Genomic DNA, 16,845 nt, shown 5'->3' with positions numbered 1-16,845 from the left:
CATAAGTTAAGTACTTTTATATATAATGGTAATAAATTATAGAGAAAGGAAAGAATATGACTATAAAAGTTATTACAGAAAATGAATTTCCAGAAGTATCTAAAATGAAAAAGAAATTTAATATTTTTAGCGTTGTAGGTATAAAAAATGGAGAACTAGAAAGTGTTGAGTTTTTTGGAAAAAATGGAGTGTTTAGAGCATTCGGAAAAAATACTCAAGAAGCTTATAAAAAAGCAACGAAAGTTGTTAAAAAGTACTATAAAGAGAAAAGAAGAGATTAATCTCTTCTTCTTCCTCCACCGTTTCTATCTCCACCGCCACTTCTGTTTCGGTTTCCACCGCCACCATTTCGATTTCGATTTCCACCACCAAATCTACCTCTTCTTTGACCACCTCGACCTCTTGAATCATCTCCTTTGTCGTCTTTTAATCTTTCGAAAAGTTTTTTAATATCAATTTCTGATTTACCTATATAGTTACTACCTTTTACAATAGTAGCATCAGATAAAATTGAAGCTAATTTAAAAGCAATAGTTGATAAATCAAATTCCTCTTTTAAACTCTCTACAAGTGCAATTCCAGAATCATAAACTTTTTGTTCAGAAATTTTACCTTTTAAAGTACTAGTTTTTTTCTCTTTAACCGAGTCGATATTAGGAATAACTTTCGCTTCCATTTTTCCACCAGTAGTTTTTTGAATCTTTTGAATCATTCTAAACTCATGAGGAGTTACAATTGAAATAGCAACACCCTCTTTCCCAGCTCTTCCTGTTCTTCCAATTCTATGTACATAAGACTCAGAATCAAATGGTAAATGATAATTAAATACATGAGATACATCATTTACATCTAACCCTCTTGCTGCAACATCAGTAGCAATAAGAACATCAAGTGCACCTTTTTTGAAAGATCTAATTACTTCTTCTCTTTGTCTTTGTTCCATATCTCCATGAAGACCTTTAGCCATATGTCCTTGAGACACTAGGTAAGTTGATAATCTATCAACTTCCTTTTTTGTGCGACAAAATATGATAGATTTTTCAGGGTTTTTGAAATCAAAAAGTCTGATTAATGCATCATCTCTTTCATATTCATCAACTACATAAAATAATTGAGTAATTTTAGAGTTAGTCATTTCTGCTTTTGTAACAGTAATAAACTCAGGCTCTTTTAAAATATTTTGTGCAAGTTTTTTGATAGCAACTGGCATTGTTGCAGAGAATAGTAGTGTTTGTCTCTCTTTTGGTAGATATGTAAAGATTTCTTTAATATCATCAAGGAATCCCATATCTAACATCTCATCAGCTTCATCTAAAACTACAAAAGATGGTTTGATATTAATTTTTTTACCTTTTAATAAGTCAATTAGTCTACCAGGAGTTGCAACAATAATAGATGCTCTATCTATATTTTTTAATTGCATAGAATAAGATTGACCACCATAAACAGTTGCTGTGTTCATTCCTGAACTTTTACCGAATCTAAATAATTCATCAGAAACTTGCATTGCAAGTTCTCTTGTTGGAACAATAACTACAGCTTCAACGCCAGAGTTACCTTTCATCATATTAATCATTGGAAGACCAAATGCTGCTGTTTTACCAGTACCAGTTTGTGCTTGACCAACCATATCTTTACCACTTAAAACTACAGGAATAGCATCTTCTTGAATAGGACTAGGTTGTGTGAAACCTGCGTCATCAATAGCCTTTTGTAGTTCTTCTTTAAAATTGAAATCTGAGAAATTCATTAATTACCTTTGTGTATTTTATATACACGTATATATTTAAAACTAAAAGTTTGAAACTTGATAAAACAGTTTAGTTATAAAAGTGTACAGTAACTAAATGAGTGAGTAATAAGTATAATTGTGTATATTTGCTGGATTATATACAAATTTGTATTAGTTTAAGCTTTAACAAAAGAGTTTTATGCTCTTTTGTTAAATATCACCTAAACCTTTGTAGTGTTCTAGGTATTTTGTATCATAAGTATTATTATTGAAATCTTTATTTCCCATCATTTTAATATGAAAAGGAATAGTTGTCTTGATTCCATATACTTCAAACTCATTTAAAGCTCTTTTCATAATTTTGATAGCTTTTTCTCTATCTCTTCCCCAAACGATTAGTTTCCCAATCATAGAGTCATAATAAGGAGGCACTACATAATTTGTATAAATGTGAGAATCAACTCTTACATTTCTTCCACCAGGAACCATCCATTGAGTGATTTTTCCAGGACTTGGTAAAAATGTATTTGGATCTTCTGCTGTAATTCTACACTCTATTGCATGACCTCTAAATTTAATTGTTTCCTGAGGAGGAACTTCTTCTCCTTCTGCAACTTTAATCATAAGCTCAACAATATCAATTCCTGAAACCATTTCAGAAACTGGATGTTCAACTTGAAGTCTTGTATTCATTTCCATAAAATAGATATTTTGTTTATCATCTGCTAAAAATTCAAAAGTACCAGCACCTTCGTAATTTAAATATTTAGTAGCTTTTACTGCCACAGCATGAAGTTTTGCTCTAGTTTCATCATTTAATATAATTGCTGGAGATTCTTCAATAACCTTTTGATGTCTTCTTTGCAGTGAACAATCTCTCTCACCTATATGAATAGCATTTCCATGAGAGTCACCTACAACTTGAACTTCAATATGTCTTGGATTATTGATAAATCTTTCTAAGTACATAGTTCCATCACCAAAAGCGGCTAGGGCTTCGCTTGAAGCTGCTGTGAAAAGTTGGTCGAACTTATCTTCTGATTCAATAAGTCTCATACCTCTACCACCACCACCAGCAGATGCTTTTGCCATAATTGGATAACCTATCTCACGAGCTACTTTTCTTCCTTCTTCCACATTATGAACAGCTCCAGTAGATCCAGGAACAACAGGAACTCCTGCTCGTACCATCTCTTCTTTTGCTTTAGACTTATCAGCCATTTTTTCCATTACTTCAACAGAAGGACCTATAAATTTAATATTGTGTAATCTACAAATTTCTACAAAATCTTGATTTTCAGATAAAAACCCATACCCTGGGAAAATTGCATCACAACCTGTCATTTCAGCTGCTGTAATAATTGCAGGAATATTTAAATAAGATTCACTAGATTTAGCACCACCAATACAAACTGCTTCATCAGCATGTTTTAAATATGAAGCTTCTTTATCCCCTGCACTATAAATTGCAACTGATTTTTTACCCATTTCCCTAATAGTTCGAACTGCTCTTTGAACAATTTCTCCCCTATTAGCTATTAAGATTTTTTTAATTTCTGCCATTTCTTATCTTTCTTATATTTTTTCTACAACAAATAGTGGCATATCATATTCTACTGGATTAGAATCTTCAACTAATACTTTCACAATTTTACAATCAAATTCTGCTTCAACTTCATTCATAATTTTCATAGCTTCTAAAATACATAAAGTTTGTCCAGCTTTTACAGTATCCCCTACTTTTACAAATGCAGCAGACTCAGGAGATGGTGAAGCATAAAAAGTTCCAATCATTGGTGAGTTAATTGTATCTCCTGTAATAGGTGCTGCTGTTTCATTAGTAACAGAAGTACTTGCAGCAGCAACAGGTGCCGGTGCTGGAGCTGCTTGAACTGCAGGTGCAGTAGTTGTTACAATAGATCCCCCATCAAAACCAGTTTGCATACTAATTTCAAATTCTCCATCTTTGATTTTTAATTTATTTAAATCACTTTTATCAAAAACTCTAATTAATTCTTTTATATCTTTGAATTCCATCTCTAGCCTTTATTTTGAAAATTTTAGGGTATAATACACAAATAACTATAAAAATGTAATAAATTAAAAATTTATAAAATTTAGCAATTTTTAACATAATTTGTACATTTTTAACAAAAATTTAAAAAAAACTATTGATTTTTTGGAAAAATTGTTGATTTTTTGAAAAAATAGAAAATGCTTTAGGATAAGAAATGATAAGTGATAAAAACTTTATAAATATTGCACATGAAATAGCAAGTGCCTCAAAATGTGTATCAAAACAAGTAGGTGCAGTAATAGTAAAAGATGGAAGAATTTTATCAACAGGGTACAATGGAACACCAGCTGGATATATAAATTGTAAAGAACATTGGGATGATGAATATACAAAAGACCATCATGATTGGTCAAAAACCTATGAAATACATGCAGAAATGAATGCAATAATTTGGGCTGCAAGAAAAGGTATAAGCATAGAAGGAGCAACTATTTATGTAACCTTAGAGCCTTGTAGTGAGTGCTCAAAAAACTTAATAGCAGCAGGAATTCAAAGAATTGTTTTCCAAAAAGCTTATGAACATACAGACTCAGATATTGTCTCAAAATTCCTAAAAGATAACAAAGTAATCATAGAACAAATAAATTAAATGGCTCACAAAGATAATAACTCATTTTACAATAAAACAATAAAACAATATGGCATAAGTGCACGGGGTGTTCACTGGAACTCAGAATTTTCCCAATATAAAAGATTTGAGATTTTAACAGAGTTTATAAAAGATGAAATTAAAGACTCAATTATTATAGATGCAGGATGTGGTTTTGGAGAGTATTATAATTATTTATTTGATAATAATTTAAAACCAAAATCTTACATTGGAATTGATTGCGAAAAGCAAATGATAGAATTAGCTAGCAAAAGATTTTTAAATGTTAAATTCTATCTGGCTGATATTCTTTTAGATGAATTAGAAGAAGCAGATTATTATGTATGTAGTGGTGCTTTAAGTATTCTAACAAAAAATGAAATCTTCACCTTTATTAATAAATGTTTTTATGCATCAAAAAAGGGATTTGTATTTAACTTTTTAAAAAATGATTCATTGACTAATATTAAATCAGAAGATATATTATCTTACAGCAAAGCCTTGACAGAAAATATAACAATAGAGGATAATTATTTAGACAATGACTTTTCAATTTTTATGAAAAAATAGAAATATCATATTATTGTTATACCAATTTAATATAATTTACCATCAAAAGAGGAGTTTTTATGACTATAGGACTATTTATACCTTGCTTTATGAATGAGCTTTATCCAGAAGCCTCAATGGCAACTTTAAAGCTTTTAGAAAAATTAAAATTTAATGTAGAATATCCAATGGAACAAACTTGCTGTGGACAACCAATGGCAAACTCAGGTTGTAGCCAAGATATTGAAAAACTAGCACACAGATTTGTAAATACTTTTAAAAAATATGACTATGTAGTAGCACCTAGTGGTTCATGTGTAACCATGGTAAAAGAGCATTATGAGCCATTTTTTAATGACAATAAAGATTATAATAAAATCAAAACATCAATATATGAAATAACAGAATTTTTACACGACATTGCAAAAATTGATAAATTAGATTCAAAATTTAATTACAAAGTTGGTATTCACAATTCATGTCATGGACATAGAGTTTTAAAACTTGGAAGTGCAAGTGAACTTAACATCCCGCATTTTAATAAATTAGAAAGCCTTTTATCACTTGTTGAGGGAATAGAATTAGTTAAATTAAATAGAGATGATGAGTGCTGTGGTTTTGGTGGTACTTTTTGTGTAACAGAAGAAGCAATATCAGTTGCTATGGGAAAAGATAGAATAAAAGATCACATGGATTCAAATGTTCAAGTTATGACAGGTGCAGATATGTCATGTTTAATGCATATGCAAGGAATAATGAATAGGGACAAAAACCCTATCAAAGTTATGCATATAAGTGAAATACTTTTAGGAGAAGCATTATGAGTCATCCAGAAGAAGCAGCAAAATTTGTAGCCAATGATGAGAGAATGCATTGGCATGACAAAGCATTATGGTTTGTAAGAGAAAAAAGAGATGTTTCAAGTAAGGGAATACCTGAATGGGAAAAATTAAGAGAATATGCAAATAATATAAAAACTCATACAATGCATAAACTTGATTTTTACCTAGAAGAGTTTGAAAAAAATGCCACAAAAAAAGGAATTATTGTTCATTGGGCAAAAGATGCACAAGAACATAATAAAATTGTTCATGAAATCTTAGCTTCACATAAGGTAACAAAACTTGTAAAATCAAAATCAATGCTAACAGAAGAGTGTCACTTAAATCCATATTTAGAAAGTAGAGGCATTGAAGTTATTGATACTGATTTAGGTGAAAGAATTGTTCAGCTAAGAAAGGAAACACCTTCTCATATAGTATTACCTGCAATTCATCTTAAGAAAATGGATGTATCAGATACTTTTCATGAGCACTTAGGAACAGAGAAAGGAAATGATGATCCTACTTATCTTACAAGGGCTGCAAGAGCTAGTTTAAGAGAAGATTTTCTAAGCGCACAAGCTGGACTAACTGGTGTAAATTTTGCCATAAGTGAAACAGGTGGAGTTGTTGTTTGTACAAATGAAGGAAATGCAGATATGGGAGCAAGTGTTCCTAAGCTTCATATAGCTTCAATGGGAATTGAGAAAACTATTCCAAGACTTAAAGACTTATCTGTATTTACAAGATTATTAGCACGAAGTGCAACTGGTCAAGCTATTACTTCATACACTTCACATTTTCATGGTCCAGTTGAGGGTGGGGAGATGCATATTGTAATAGTTGATAATAAAAGAACTCCTATCTTAGCTGATGAGACTTATCAAAAATCACTTAATTGTATTAGATGTGGAGCTTGTATGAATACCTGTCCAATATACAGAAGAAGTGGTGGTCACTCTTACAAATATGTAATTCCAGGACCTATTGGTTCTACTTTAGGAGCATTTCGAAATCCAAAAGAACATAAATCATTACCTTTTGCTTGTACCCTTTGTGCTTCATGTACAAATGTATGTCCTGTAAAAATTGACTTGGATTCACAACTTTATGCACATAGACAAGATATGGCAAAAAATCATTTAATAGATACAAAAAAAGCAGTAGCTATGAAAATAACTTCATGGGTAATGGACCACCCTACACTATTTAATATAGGAGGGAAAATCATGAGAAAAGTAATTCCAATGTTACCTGATTCTATTATTTACTCAAAAGCAAATGTTTGGGGAAAACAAAGGGATATTCCAAAGATGCCAAAGAACTCTTTTAAAGAGTTATATAAACAAAGAAAGGATTCATAATGTCAAGTAGAGATGAGATATTAAATGCTATTAAATCAAATAATGTAGTAAAAGATGAAATCCTTCCTGAATATGATCATTTTGGAATAACTTTTGAAAATAAATTAGAAAAATATGGTCAAGTACTAAAAACTGTAGGTGGAGAATCTCTTGTTACAACAAAAGATAAACTTGATGACACTATAAAAGATCTATATAAAGAGGGATTGGGACAAGTTTACTCAAATGTAGAGTTTTGTTCATTAAGTAATTTTGATGCAAATGCACAAGATGATGCCCACAACTTAAAAGATATAGATTTAGCAATAGTAAAAGGAAATTTTGCAGTTGCTGAAAATGGTGCAGTTTGGCTAAAAGATGAAAATAATAGACATAGAAGTCTTTATTTTATAGCTCAAAACATCATAATAGTAGTAAATAAAAATGATATTGTAAATAATATGCATGAAGCCTATACAAAAATAGAGTTTGAAAATAGTGGATATGGTGTGTTTGTTTCAGGACCTTCAAAAACAGCAGACATAGAACAATCACTTGTAATAGGAGCACACGGTCCAAAATCTGGATATGTCATTTTTGTAGAATAATGATATAATCAATCATCATGAAAAAACTTTTTTTACTTCTTTTTTTATTTTTTACAACATCTTCTTTCGCAATAGATAATGATAAAGAAGTTTTATTACTCCACTCTTACCACAAAGGTTATAAGTGGAGCGATGATATTTCAAAAGCTATTGATGATAAATTTGCATCTTATGATAATATAGAGTTAACAACTATGTATATGGATACAAAAAGGATATTAAACCCTACATATTTGCATAAACTAGCTGAGCTTTATAAAGAACAACTTAAAAATAGAAAATTTGATTTAATAATAGTAAGTGATAATAATGCCTTTGAATTTATTATAAAATATCATGAATATATATTTAAAGATATTCCAGTTTTATTTTGTGGGATTAATAACTTTGATAAAGCATTGTTAGATGAAAATAATATGCAAAAGTATACCTCAGGAGTAGTTGAGCAAGTTGATTTAGAAAAGAATTTTGAATTGATTCATGAACTTCACCCTAAAATGAAAAACCTCATTATTATAAATGACAAGTCAAAAACAGGATATGCTGTAAAAAGAGATTTAAGACCAATAATTAAAAAGTATAAAAAAATATTTAATATAGAATACATTGATCAACTAGATATAGAAAAGTTAAAAAGAAAAGTTAAAAATCTAGATAAAAATGATGTTTTACTTTTTGTTTTGCTATTTAAAGATACAGCAGGAAAATACTTTACATATAAACAAAGTTTCAAACAAATAAGAGATGTAAGTAAAAATCCAATTTATGGATTATGGGATTTCTATTTAAATTATGGAATTGTTGGTGGATTATTAACCTCCGCAACTGCACAAGGAAGTAGTGTTGCAAATATGGCTTTACAAGTTTTACATGGAAAAAATATAAAAGATATTCCTATTTTAGAAAAATCTCCCAATAGATATATTTTTGATTATAATGAATTAAAAAAATTTGATATTTCATTAGATAAACTTAATGAAGAATATACAGTTATCAATGAACCAAGCTCCTTTTATAAAAAATATACAAAATTCATAGTTATTGTTTTTACCATAATTTTTGTTCTTACCATTATGGTTATTAGTATGAGAGCAAATATAAATAGAAGAAAAAAACTTGAAAATGACCTTTCAAATCGATTAAAATTTGAAAAAGTTCTATTAGATACCCTACCAAATGCAATATATTATAAAAACAAAGATGGTAAGTTTATTGGCTCTAACTTAGCTTTTGCAAAACTATTTAATATCACAAAACAAGAAGTTATTGGAAAAACTGCCTTTGACTTTTTTCCAAAAGATATAGCTATAAAAAACATAGAAATAGATGAGAAGATTCAAAAAAGTCAAGAAACAGATACCTCAGAGATAGTTTTACACTTTGCAAACTTACAAATGAAATATTTCATTTTAAATAAAGCCCCATATGAGAATATAAATGGTGAAGTTGGTGGTATTGTTTGTATTATGGATGACATCACAGAGAGGGTTCAACAAAAACAATTTTTAATACAACAAACAAAATTAGCAGAAATGGGAGATATGGTAGCAGCCATTGCACATCAATGGAATGAGCCATTAGTTGAACTATCAGCCTTGGTTCAAGATATACAAACTTCACACATGCTCGAAGAACTACAAACGCAGGATGTGCAAAGTTTTGTAAAAGATTCAATGATTCAAATTCAATATATGTCTCAAACCTTAAGTGATTTTAGAAACTTTTTAAAACCTTCTACTAAAAAAACAAATTTTTCTGTAAAACAATCTTTTGATGATATATTAGAAATTGTAGGGAAACAACTCTTTTATTTAAATATCAAGATTGATATAAATTATCAAGAGAATAATAATGGTTTTTTAGTATATGGATATAAAAATGAGTTTAAACAAGTATTGTTAAATCTTGTAAATAATGCAAAAAATAAAATATCAGAAAAATCTTTAGAAGATAAATGCAAAATAATAGTTAATGTTTATACAAATAATAATTACACTATAATAGAACTAATAGATGATGCAGGTGGTATCGATGAAAAGATAATACACTCAATCTTTGATCCATATTTCACCACAAAAAAAGATGGTACAGGAATTGGATTATATATGGCAAAAGTAATTATCGAAGATAAGATGAAAGGACAAATGTTTGTGAAAAATGATGAAAACAAAGTTATATTTACAATAAAAATTCCTAAAATGAAGAAGGCTTTATAATGAAAATCTTATTACTTGAAGATAATACAAAACTTAGCCAAACAATATCTAAAAGACTATCATTAAAAGGTTATAAAGTCGATTCTTTTTCTGATGGACAAAAAGCATATGATTCTATTTCAAATGGTTATAACTGTTTTTTATTAGATATAAATGTACCAAATATTGATGGAATCAAAATACTCAAAAAAATTAGAGAATACTATACAGAAGTACCTATTATAATCATTAGTTCTACTGTTGAACTTGATATTATTAAAGAAGCTTATGATTATGGATGTAATGATTACCTAAAAAAGCCTTTTTTTATAGATGAATTAGAAATAAAAATTGAAAAATTATGCAAAATTACAAATACTATTATCATGTTTGATAAAGAGTATTATTTTGATTTTAAATCCTCTTTATTAAAAATAGATGACCAAGAAGTAAGACTTACAAAGAAAGAGAGACTTCTTTTAAATCTTTTTTTAACTAAAAAAAATGAAGTGATAACTTATGCCTCGATAGAAAACTATGTTTGGGAAGGAAACTTTGTTTCATTAGAATCAATAAGAAGTTTGATAAGACGCCTTAGAAAGATACTAATAAAAGATTATATCCATACTGTAGTTGATACAGGTTATATATTTAAAATATAAATTTTAGCCCACTTTAAAAAATTAAACTTAAAATATCATTTCATTATCATATTCACAAGTTACAATTTATGTGAACAAATAAAAAAGGAGAATATATGAAAATGTTTGGTAAAACAACGAAGTTATTAGTAGCTTCAGTACTACTTGCGGGGATGAGTACTGCTTCTTTGGCTGCTGATAAAGTATATAAGTGGAAGTTAGCGACAACTTGGGGACCAACGCTACACCCATTTATTGATGCACCTACAAAAATGGCAGAAATGGTAGAAAAAATGTCTAATGGTAGACTACAAATTAGAGTAGATGCTGCTAATAAACATAAAGCTCCATTTGGTGTTTTAGATATGGTACAAGGTGGTCAATATGAAATGGGTCACTCTGCATCATATTATTGGAAAGGTAAAGATATCAATCTTTTACCATTTACTACAATGCCATTTGGTATGACTGCACCTGAGCAATATGCATGGTTCTATTACGGTGGGGGAATGGAATTAATGGAAAAAGCTTATGCACCACATAAAATGCTATCTTTCCCTGGAGGAAATACTGGATCTCAAATGGGTGGATGGTTTAGAAAAGAAATTAAAACTCTTGATGACTTAAAAGGTCTTAAAATGAGAATTCCAGGTTTTGCAGGGGAAATTATGGCAAAACTAGGTCTTACAGTTACAAATATTGCTCCAGGTGAATTATATACTTCACTTGAAAGAGGAACAATTGATGCATTGGAATGGGTTGGCCCTGGAATGGATATTAAAATGGGATTCCATAAAATTGCACCTTATTACTATACAGGTTGGCATGAACCAGCAACTGAGTTACAATTTATTGTAAATAAAAGAGCATATAATAAACTTCCAAAAGATTTACAAGAAATCTTAATAACAGCAATGAAATTAAGTTCATATGATATGTATATTCAAAACTATGATATGAGTGCAACAGCTTGGGCAGAAATGAAAAAAGACTACCCAAATATTCAAGTTAAAACTTTTCCAAAACCAGTTATGGATGCTATGAAAAAAGCAAACAAAGAACTAAGAGAAGAAATGGTTAAAGGACATCCTTTACTAAAAGAAGTTTTAGATTCTCAAGATGCTTATCAAAAGAAAGCTAGAGAATGGACAAAAATGTCAGACTACTTATACTTAAAAGATAATTTATAAGAAGTTTGTTTAATCCCTTTTTTAAGGGATTAAACCTTTTATTTATTTAGATAAATGTACTTATACAGTATATTTATCTGACTTATTTAAAAAACCCAAAGGAATTTTATGCTGTTAAAACTAGAAAAAGGTTTCGATAAATTTGCTAATTTTATTGGAACTATTACTTCTATTGCTATGGTACTTATGATTTTAAATGTCTTTTATGATGTTGTCATGAGATACTTTTTTAGGGATGGAAGTATTGCAATGCAAGAGATGGAGTGGCATCTGTTTTCTATAGTTATACTTTTAGGAATGTCATATACTTTAAAAGAAGATGGACATGTAAGAGTAGACTTAATCTATGATAGATTGACTGATAGAAAAAAAGCAATGATTAATATGACTGGTGTTATTGCTTTTATATTACCAATAGCAATACTTGTAGGACTAAGTTCAATTAATAATGCTCATGAAGCATACTTATCAATGGAACAAAGTGGTGATCCAGGTGGCTTACCATATAGATGGATTGTTAAATCTTTAATTCCTTTATCATTTTTACTTTTAATAATAACATCAATTGGGTACTTTATTAAAAATTTAAATATCTACAAAGGACTTCACCCATCAGATGATTATAATTTAAAAGGTGAAATATCAAATCTAAAATGTGATTTAGAACAACATAAATTTCACACTATTGATATTGATGAAAGAGGGGATTCTAAATGATTGGTGTAATCATGTTTTTTACAGCATTATTTATGTTGTTAATTGGATTTCCAGTTGCCTTTACTTTTGCTGCTGTTTCTGTATTTTTTGGAATAATAGCGGGAATTGTAGAAATTGGATTTGATGGTAGCCTACATAGCTTAATTGAAGGTGTTCATGAAGGTATATTAATGTTTGACTATATGCCTTTTAGAATTTATGCAATTCAACAAAATACTATTTTGATGGCTATTCCTATGTTTATTTTTATGGGTATTGTTTTACAAAAAACTGGTCTTGCTGAAAAATTACTTGAATCTATGGGATTCTTATTTGGAGAAATTAGAGGTGGAGTTGCAATCTCAACTGTACTTGTAGGAACACTACTTGCTGCTTCTACTGGGGTTGTTGGGGCTTCTGTTGTAGCTATGGGGGTTATTTCACTTCCAGTTATGATGAAATACAAATATAATGTCCCACTTGCTGCTGGAACAATCTGTGCATCAGGAACATTAGGACAAATTATTCCTCCTTCTCTTGTATTAATCATATTAGGTGATGTATTCCAAGTTCCTGTTGGTGATTTATTTTCATCTGCTGTTTGGCCAGGGCTTGCTCTTGTTGTTGCATATATTCTTTTTATATTAATTGTTTCATATTTCAAAAAAGATATGGCACCAGCTATTCCAAAACATGCAGATATGGGAACAAAAAAACAACAAATAGTTCAAGCACTTATTGCAATTATTCCTTCACTTACGCTTATTGTTTTAGTTTTGGGTTCTATCTTTGAAGGTGTAGCAACACCAACAGAATCTGCAGCAGTTGGATGTTTAGGTGCAATTTTTCTAGCTTTAATGTATAGAACATTTACAACGGATATGGTAAAAGAAGCAGCTTTAGAATCTGTTAAAATTACATCAATGGTATTTGCTATTTTAATTGGTGCAACAGCTTTTTCTATGGTATTTTCATATACAGGTGGAGAAGATATTGTTCATGACTTTATGCTGAACTTACCAGGTGGTGATGGGAAATGGTCATTTATAATATTTACAATGTTAGCTATATTATTTTTAGGTTTCTTTATTGATTTTATAGAAATTTCATATATAATAGTACCAATATTAATTCCTGTTTCACAAACACTAGGAATTGACCCAGTATGGTTTGCTATTTTAATAGCAATGAATTTACAAACATCATTCTTAACCCCACCATTTGGGTTTGCACTCTTTTATTTAAAAGGCTGTGCCCCAGATGGAGTAAGGACAATAGATATTTATAAAGGTGTTTTACCATTTATTTTAATACAAATGATTGTATTAGCACTAGTTGCATTCTATCCACAAATATTTGGAATGAGTATTACAAACTAACAAAGAGGTATTATGTCACAATTTTTAGAACTGTTATTAAATATAATTTTAAAACAAAGTGACATAATGCACTCATTCATAAACGACCCTCAACAAAGAATATACACAGTACCAAGACTAGAGTAGATAAGCCTTTTTTTCATTTTAAAAGTTATAAAAATAAAAAAGGATTTTGAATGTTAGAAGGGAAATACAAAGATTTTTTAGAAAGCATTTCTAAAAATATTGAACATAATAGAATTTTTACAGATAAACTTCACACTTTAGTTTATGGAACTGATGCATCATTTTATAGATTACTTCCAAAAGTTGTAATAAAAGCAGACAATTCAGATGAAGTGCAAGCTATCATAAAAGAAGCGTATAAAAGAGAATTACCAATCACTTTTAGAGCAGGGGGAACATCTTTATCAGGACAAGCAATTAGTGATTCTATTTTGATAATTACATCAAGAAAATTTACTAATTTTAAATTGGCAGAAGATAAAAGTTATATAAGCTTAGAACCAGCAATTACAGGTGAACAAGCAAATAACATATTAAAAGAGTTTAATAAAAAGATAGGTCCAGATCCAGCAAGTATAAATGCAGCTATGATAGGTGGAATTGCAGCTAATAATGCTTCAGGTATGTGTTGTGGGACAGCACAAAACTCATATAAAACACTAAAATCAATAAAACTAATTATGGCAGATGGAACAAGACTTGATACAGCTAGTGAAAAATCAAAAAAAGAGTTTAAAAAAGAGCATGGAAAACTTTTAAATGATTTAAAAGAGTTAGCAAAAATAACAAAAGACAATCAAGAATTAAGTAAGTTAATAGAGAAAAAATATAAGATAAAAAATACATGTGGGTACTCTTTAAATGCCCTTATTGATTATGAAGATGAATTTGATATTTTATCTCACTTAATAATTGGAAGTGAAGGTACTTTAGCCTTTATTGAAGAAGTGACTTATAACACAGTAGAAGATTATCCAAATAAAGCAAGTGCTTTAATATTTTTTAAAAATATTAAAGATGCTTGTGATGCCGTAGCAAAAATAAAATTAGCAAAAGATGATAAAAAAATAGTTGTAGATGCTGTTGAACTTATGGATAATAAAGCCTTAAAATCTGTACAAGATAAAGAAGGAATGCCAGAGTATTTAAAACAGTTCAATAATGAAGTAACAGCTTTATTAGTGGAAACAAGAGCTAATAAAAAAACAAACTTAACAAAACAAACAAAAGAAATAGAGACTCTTTTAAGTGAATTTACAACTGTAAGAGATATAGAATTCACTTCAAAAGTAGAAGAATATACACTATTTTGGAAAATAAGAAAAGGTCTTTTTCCAGCTGTTGGAGCTGTACGAAAAATAGGAACAACAGTTATTATTGAAGATGTTGCTTATCCAATAGAATCTTTATCAGAAGCAACATTAGAACTTCAAAGCTTATTTGAAAAACATGGTTACCACGAAGCACTTATTTTTGGACATGCCTTAGATGGGAATTTTCACTTTGTATTTACCCAGGATTTCAATGATGAAAAAGAGATAAAAAGATATGATGAATTTATGAATGATGTTACTAATTCAGTTGCCCTAAAATACCAAGGAAGCTTAAAAGCAGAACATGGGACAGGTAGAAATATGGCTGCATTTATAGAGTTAGAATGGGGGAAAGCTGCATTTAATATGATGGAAAGTATTAAAAATATATTTGACCCAAGTGGTATTTTAAATCCAGGCGTAATAATAAATCATGATAAACAAGCCCATTTAAAAAACTTAAAACCACTACCACAAACTAATGATTTAGTTGATACTTGTATTGAGTGTGGATTTTGTGAACCAATGTGTCCTTCAAATGCCATTACTTTTACTCCTAGACATAGAATTGTAGCAAATAGAGAAATAAGTAGATTAGAATCAATTGGTGAACAAAAAGAAGCTGATGAATTAAAAGAAGCATATGTATATGATGGCTTAGAAACCTGTGCAACATGTAGCTTATGTTCAACTGCTTGTCCAGTTGGAATTGATACTGGAGCTCTTACGAAGTATCTAAGACATGAAAGAATAACTCCAACTCAAGATAAGATTGCAACATTTATTGCAAATAACTTTTCTACAACATTAAGTGGAATGAGAGTAGGGTTAAAAGGTGCAAATCTTGTTCACAATTTAGTAGGTACTTCTTTAATGAGTGGAATGACAAGTAGCTTTAGAAGACTTCTAGGAACACCAAAATGGAGTGCAACATTACCAAGTGGTTTAAGTATAAATAAAAAATTTGTAAATAAAGCAAGTGATAAAAAAGTAGTCTATTTCCCTTCTTGCTTAAGTAGAACTATGGGACAAAGTAGTTTTTCTCAAGAAGAGAAAAATCTATATGATACAACAGTTGAAGTTCTTCAAAAAGCAGGTTTTGAAATCATATTACCAAAAGAACTTGAAGAGTTATGTTGTGGTATGCCTTTTTCTTCAAAAGGATTTAAAAAACAAGCTGAACACAAATCTATCCAACTAGAACAAGCTTTAATAGATGCAAGTGCTAATGGCGAATATCCAATTTTATGTGATACAAGTCCTTGTACTAAAAAGATGCACGAAAGTTTTATTAGCGATATCAAGATTTATGAACCTATTGAATTTTGTTTAGACTATGTAGTAAATGAATTAGAACTTACAAAAATAGATGAACCAATAACAATTCACTCAACTTGTAGTTCAAGAAAAATGGGTATACATGAAAAATTTATTGATCTTGCAAAATTATGTGCAAATGAAGTAATAGTTCCAACAGATGTAAAATGTTGTGGATTTGCAGGGGATAGAGGATTTAATTTCCCTGAACTAAATGATTCAGCACTTAACAAACTAAAAGAGCAAACATCAAGAGCAAAACTTGCATTTTCTACATCAAAAACTTGTGAAATAGGTTTAAGTGAACATTCAGGGCTTGACTATAATTCGATTTTATATTTAGTAAATAGATGTAGTTCTACTAAAGTTTAAAAACACAACTTTCATCA

General features: G+C 29.6%; 15 protein-coding genes. 12 read left to right on the top strand and 3 right to left on the bottom strand.

All coding sequences use genetic code 11. The annotated features are described in order from the left end of the window. Positions 1 to 56 precede the first annotated feature (56 nt). The gene (locus LXN10_RS07320) at positions 57 to 281 is read left to right on the top strand and encodes a hypothetical protein (RefSeq protein ID WP_375725204.1); all 225 of its coding nucleotides are present in this window, start codon (positions 57 to 59) and stop codon (positions 279 to 281) included. On the opposite strand, the gene LXN10_RS07315 is transcribed toward LXN10_RS07320, so the two are convergent. The 3 genes from LXN10_RS07315 to accB all read right to left on the bottom strand — a co-directional run bounded on the left by LXN10_RS07315 (position 278) and on the right by accB (position 3,769). Then, a complete protein-coding gene (locus LXN10_RS07315) occupies positions 278 to 1,750 on the bottom strand; it encodes a DEAD/DEAH box helicase (protein WP_375725203.1) in 1,473 nt (490 codons plus the stop codon). The genes LXN10_RS07320 and LXN10_RS07315 overlap by 4 nt on opposite strands. Before the next feature lie 192 nt (positions 1,751 to 1,942). Continuing rightward, complete coding sequence (locus tag LXN10_RS07310; RefSeq protein ID WP_375725202.1) at positions 1,943 to 3,295, bottom strand: acetyl-CoA carboxylase biotin carboxylase subunit; 1,353 nt, start codon at positions 3,293 to 3,295, stop codon at positions 1,943 to 1,945. Between the two features lie 12 nt (positions 3,296 to 3,307). Next, the gene (gene accB / locus LXN10_RS07305) at positions 3,308 to 3,769 is read right to left on the bottom strand and encodes an acetyl-CoA carboxylase biotin carboxyl carrier protein (protein ID WP_375725201.1); all 462 of its coding nucleotides are present in this window, start codon (positions 3,767 to 3,769) and stop codon (positions 3,308 to 3,310) included. Positions 3,770 to 3,963: 194 nt separating this feature from the next. On the opposite strand from accB, the gene LXN10_RS07300 reads away from it, so the two are divergent. The 11 genes from LXN10_RS07300 to LXN10_RS07250 all read left to right on the top strand — a co-directional run bounded on the left by LXN10_RS07300 (position 3,964) and on the right by LXN10_RS07250 (position 16,828). Then, on the top strand, positions 3,964 to 4,398 hold the full coding sequence (locus LXN10_RS07300; protein WP_375725200.1) for a deoxycytidylate deaminase: 435 nt from the start codon (positions 3,964 to 3,966) through the stop codon (positions 4,396 to 4,398). Next, complete coding sequence (locus tag LXN10_RS07295; protein WP_375725199.1) at positions 4,399 to 4,968, top strand: class I SAM-dependent methyltransferase; 570 nt, start codon at positions 4,399 to 4,401, stop codon at positions 4,966 to 4,968. It abuts the gene before it with no gap. A gap of 59 nt (positions 4,969 to 5,027) precedes the next feature. Then, positions 5,028 to 5,771 carry a (Fe-S)-binding protein gene (locus tag LXN10_RS07290; protein WP_375725198.1) on the top strand — a complete coding sequence of 248 codons (744 nt, stop codon included), beginning with the start codon at positions 5,028 to 5,030 and terminating at the stop codon, positions 5,769 to 5,771. Beyond that, positions 5,768 to 7,132 carry a lactate utilization protein B gene (locus LXN10_RS07285; protein ID WP_375725197.1) on the top strand — a complete coding sequence of 455 codons (1,365 nt, stop codon included), beginning with the start codon at positions 5,768 to 5,770 and terminating at the stop codon, positions 7,130 to 7,132. Before LXN10_RS07290 ends, LXN10_RS07285 begins: the two co-directional genes overlap by 4 nt. Then, positions 7,132 to 7,719 (top strand): LutC/YkgG family protein, encoded by a 588-nt coding sequence (locus LXN10_RS07280; RefSeq protein WP_375725196.1) that lies wholly within the window; start codon positions 7,132 to 7,134, stop codon positions 7,717 to 7,719. Before LXN10_RS07285 ends, LXN10_RS07280 begins: the two co-directional genes overlap by 1 nt. Positions 7,720 to 7,736: 17 nt before the next feature. Continuing rightward, positions 7,737 to 9,935: a sensor histidine kinase gene (locus LXN10_RS07275; RefSeq protein WP_375725195.1), complete on the top strand. Its 2,199-nt coding sequence runs from the start codon at positions 7,737 to 7,739 to the stop codon at positions 9,933 to 9,935. Then, positions 9,935 to 10,576, top strand: coding sequence for a response regulator transcription factor (locus LXN10_RS07270; RefSeq protein WP_375725194.1), 642 nt, complete (start codon positions 9,935 to 9,937; stop codon positions 10,574 to 10,576). Before LXN10_RS07275 ends, LXN10_RS07270 begins: the two co-directional genes overlap by 1 nt. 95 nt (positions 10,577 to 10,671) lie before the next feature. Beyond that, positions 10,672 to 11,745, top strand: a complete 1,074-nt coding sequence (locus LXN10_RS07265; RefSeq protein WP_375725193.1) for a TRAP transporter substrate-binding protein — start codon at positions 10,672 to 10,674, stop codon at positions 11,743 to 11,745. Positions 11,746 to 11,853: 108 nt separating this feature from the next. After that, a complete protein-coding gene (locus tag LXN10_RS07260) occupies positions 11,854 to 12,462 on the top strand; it encodes a TRAP transporter small permease subunit (protein ID WP_375725192.1) in 609 nt (202 codons plus the stop codon). Further along, positions 12,459 to 13,820, top strand: a complete 1,362-nt coding sequence (locus LXN10_RS07255; RefSeq protein WP_375725191.1) for a TRAP transporter large permease — start codon at positions 12,459 to 12,461, stop codon at positions 13,818 to 13,820. Before LXN10_RS07260 ends, LXN10_RS07255 begins: the two co-directional genes overlap by 4 nt. A 176-nt stretch (positions 13,821 to 13,996) precedes the next feature. Further along, entirely contained in the window at positions 13,997 to 16,828 is a 2,832-nt protein-coding gene (locus LXN10_RS07250) for an FAD-binding and (Fe-S)-binding domain-containing protein (RefSeq protein WP_375725190.1), read from the top strand. Positions 16,829 to 16,845: the final 17 nt, after the last annotated feature.

Source organism: Arcobacter iocasae (assembly GCF_042214795.1).
In the GTDB taxonomy this organism is placed as follows: domain Bacteria; phylum Campylobacterota; class Campylobacteria; order Campylobacterales; family Arcobacteraceae; genus Arcobacter; species Arcobacter iocasae.
Note: the sequence above shows the minus strand (reverse complement) of the source record. Positions and strands in the feature narration are given on the sequence as shown.

Bases quoted from the DNA above. Each gene is read 5' to 3' on its own strand.
- LXN10_RS07315 (WP_375725203.1), bottom strand. From the start codon at position 1,750: ATGAATTTCTCAGATTTCAATTTTAAAGAAGAACTACAAAAGGCTATT.
- LXN10_RS07290 (WP_375725198.1), top strand. From the start codon at position 5,028: ATGACTATAGGACTATTTATACCTTGCTTTATGAATGAGCTTTATCCA.
- accB (WP_375725201.1), bottom strand. From the start codon at position 3,769: ATGGAATTCAAAGATATAAAAGAATTAATTAGAGTTTTTGATAAAAGT.
- LXN10_RS07320 (WP_375725204.1), top strand. From the start codon at position 57: ATGACTATAAAAGTTATTACAGAAAATGAATTTCCAGAAGTATCTAAA.
- LXN10_RS07250 (WP_375725190.1), top strand. From the start codon at position 13,997: ATGTTAGAAGGGAAATACAAAGATTTTTTAGAAAGCATTTCTAAAAAT.
- LXN10_RS07280 (WP_375725196.1), top strand. From the start codon at position 7,132: ATGTCAAGTAGAGATGAGATATTAAATGCTATTAAATCAAATAATGTA.
- LXN10_RS07265 (WP_375725193.1), top strand. From the start codon at position 10,672: ATGAAAATGTTTGGTAAAACAACGAAGTTATTAGTAGCTTCAGTACTA.
- LXN10_RS07260 (WP_375725192.1), top strand. From the start codon at position 11,854: ATGCTGTTAAAACTAGAAAAAGGTTTCGATAAATTTGCTAATTTTATT.
- LXN10_RS07310 (WP_375725202.1), bottom strand. From the start codon at position 3,295: ATGGCAGAAATTAAAAAAATCTTAATAGCTAATAGGGGAGAAATTGTT.
- LXN10_RS07275 (WP_375725195.1), top strand. From the start codon at position 7,737: ATGAAAAAACTTTTTTTACTTCTTTTTTTATTTTTTACAACATCTTCT.
- LXN10_RS07255 (WP_375725191.1), top strand. From the start codon at position 12,459: ATGATTGGTGTAATCATGTTTTTTACAGCATTATTTATGTTGTTAATT.
- LXN10_RS07295 (WP_375725199.1), top strand. From the start codon at position 4,399: ATGGCTCACAAAGATAATAACTCATTTTACAATAAAACAATAAAACAA.
- LXN10_RS07270 (WP_375725194.1), top strand. From the start codon at position 9,935: ATGAAAATCTTATTACTTGAAGATAATACAAAACTTAGCCAAACAATA.
- LXN10_RS07285 (WP_375725197.1), top strand. From the start codon at position 5,768: ATGAGTCATCCAGAAGAAGCAGCAAAATTTGTAGCCAATGATGAGAGA.
- LXN10_RS07300 (WP_375725200.1), top strand. From the start codon at position 3,964: ATGATAAGTGATAAAAACTTTATAAATATTGCACATGAAATAGCAAGT.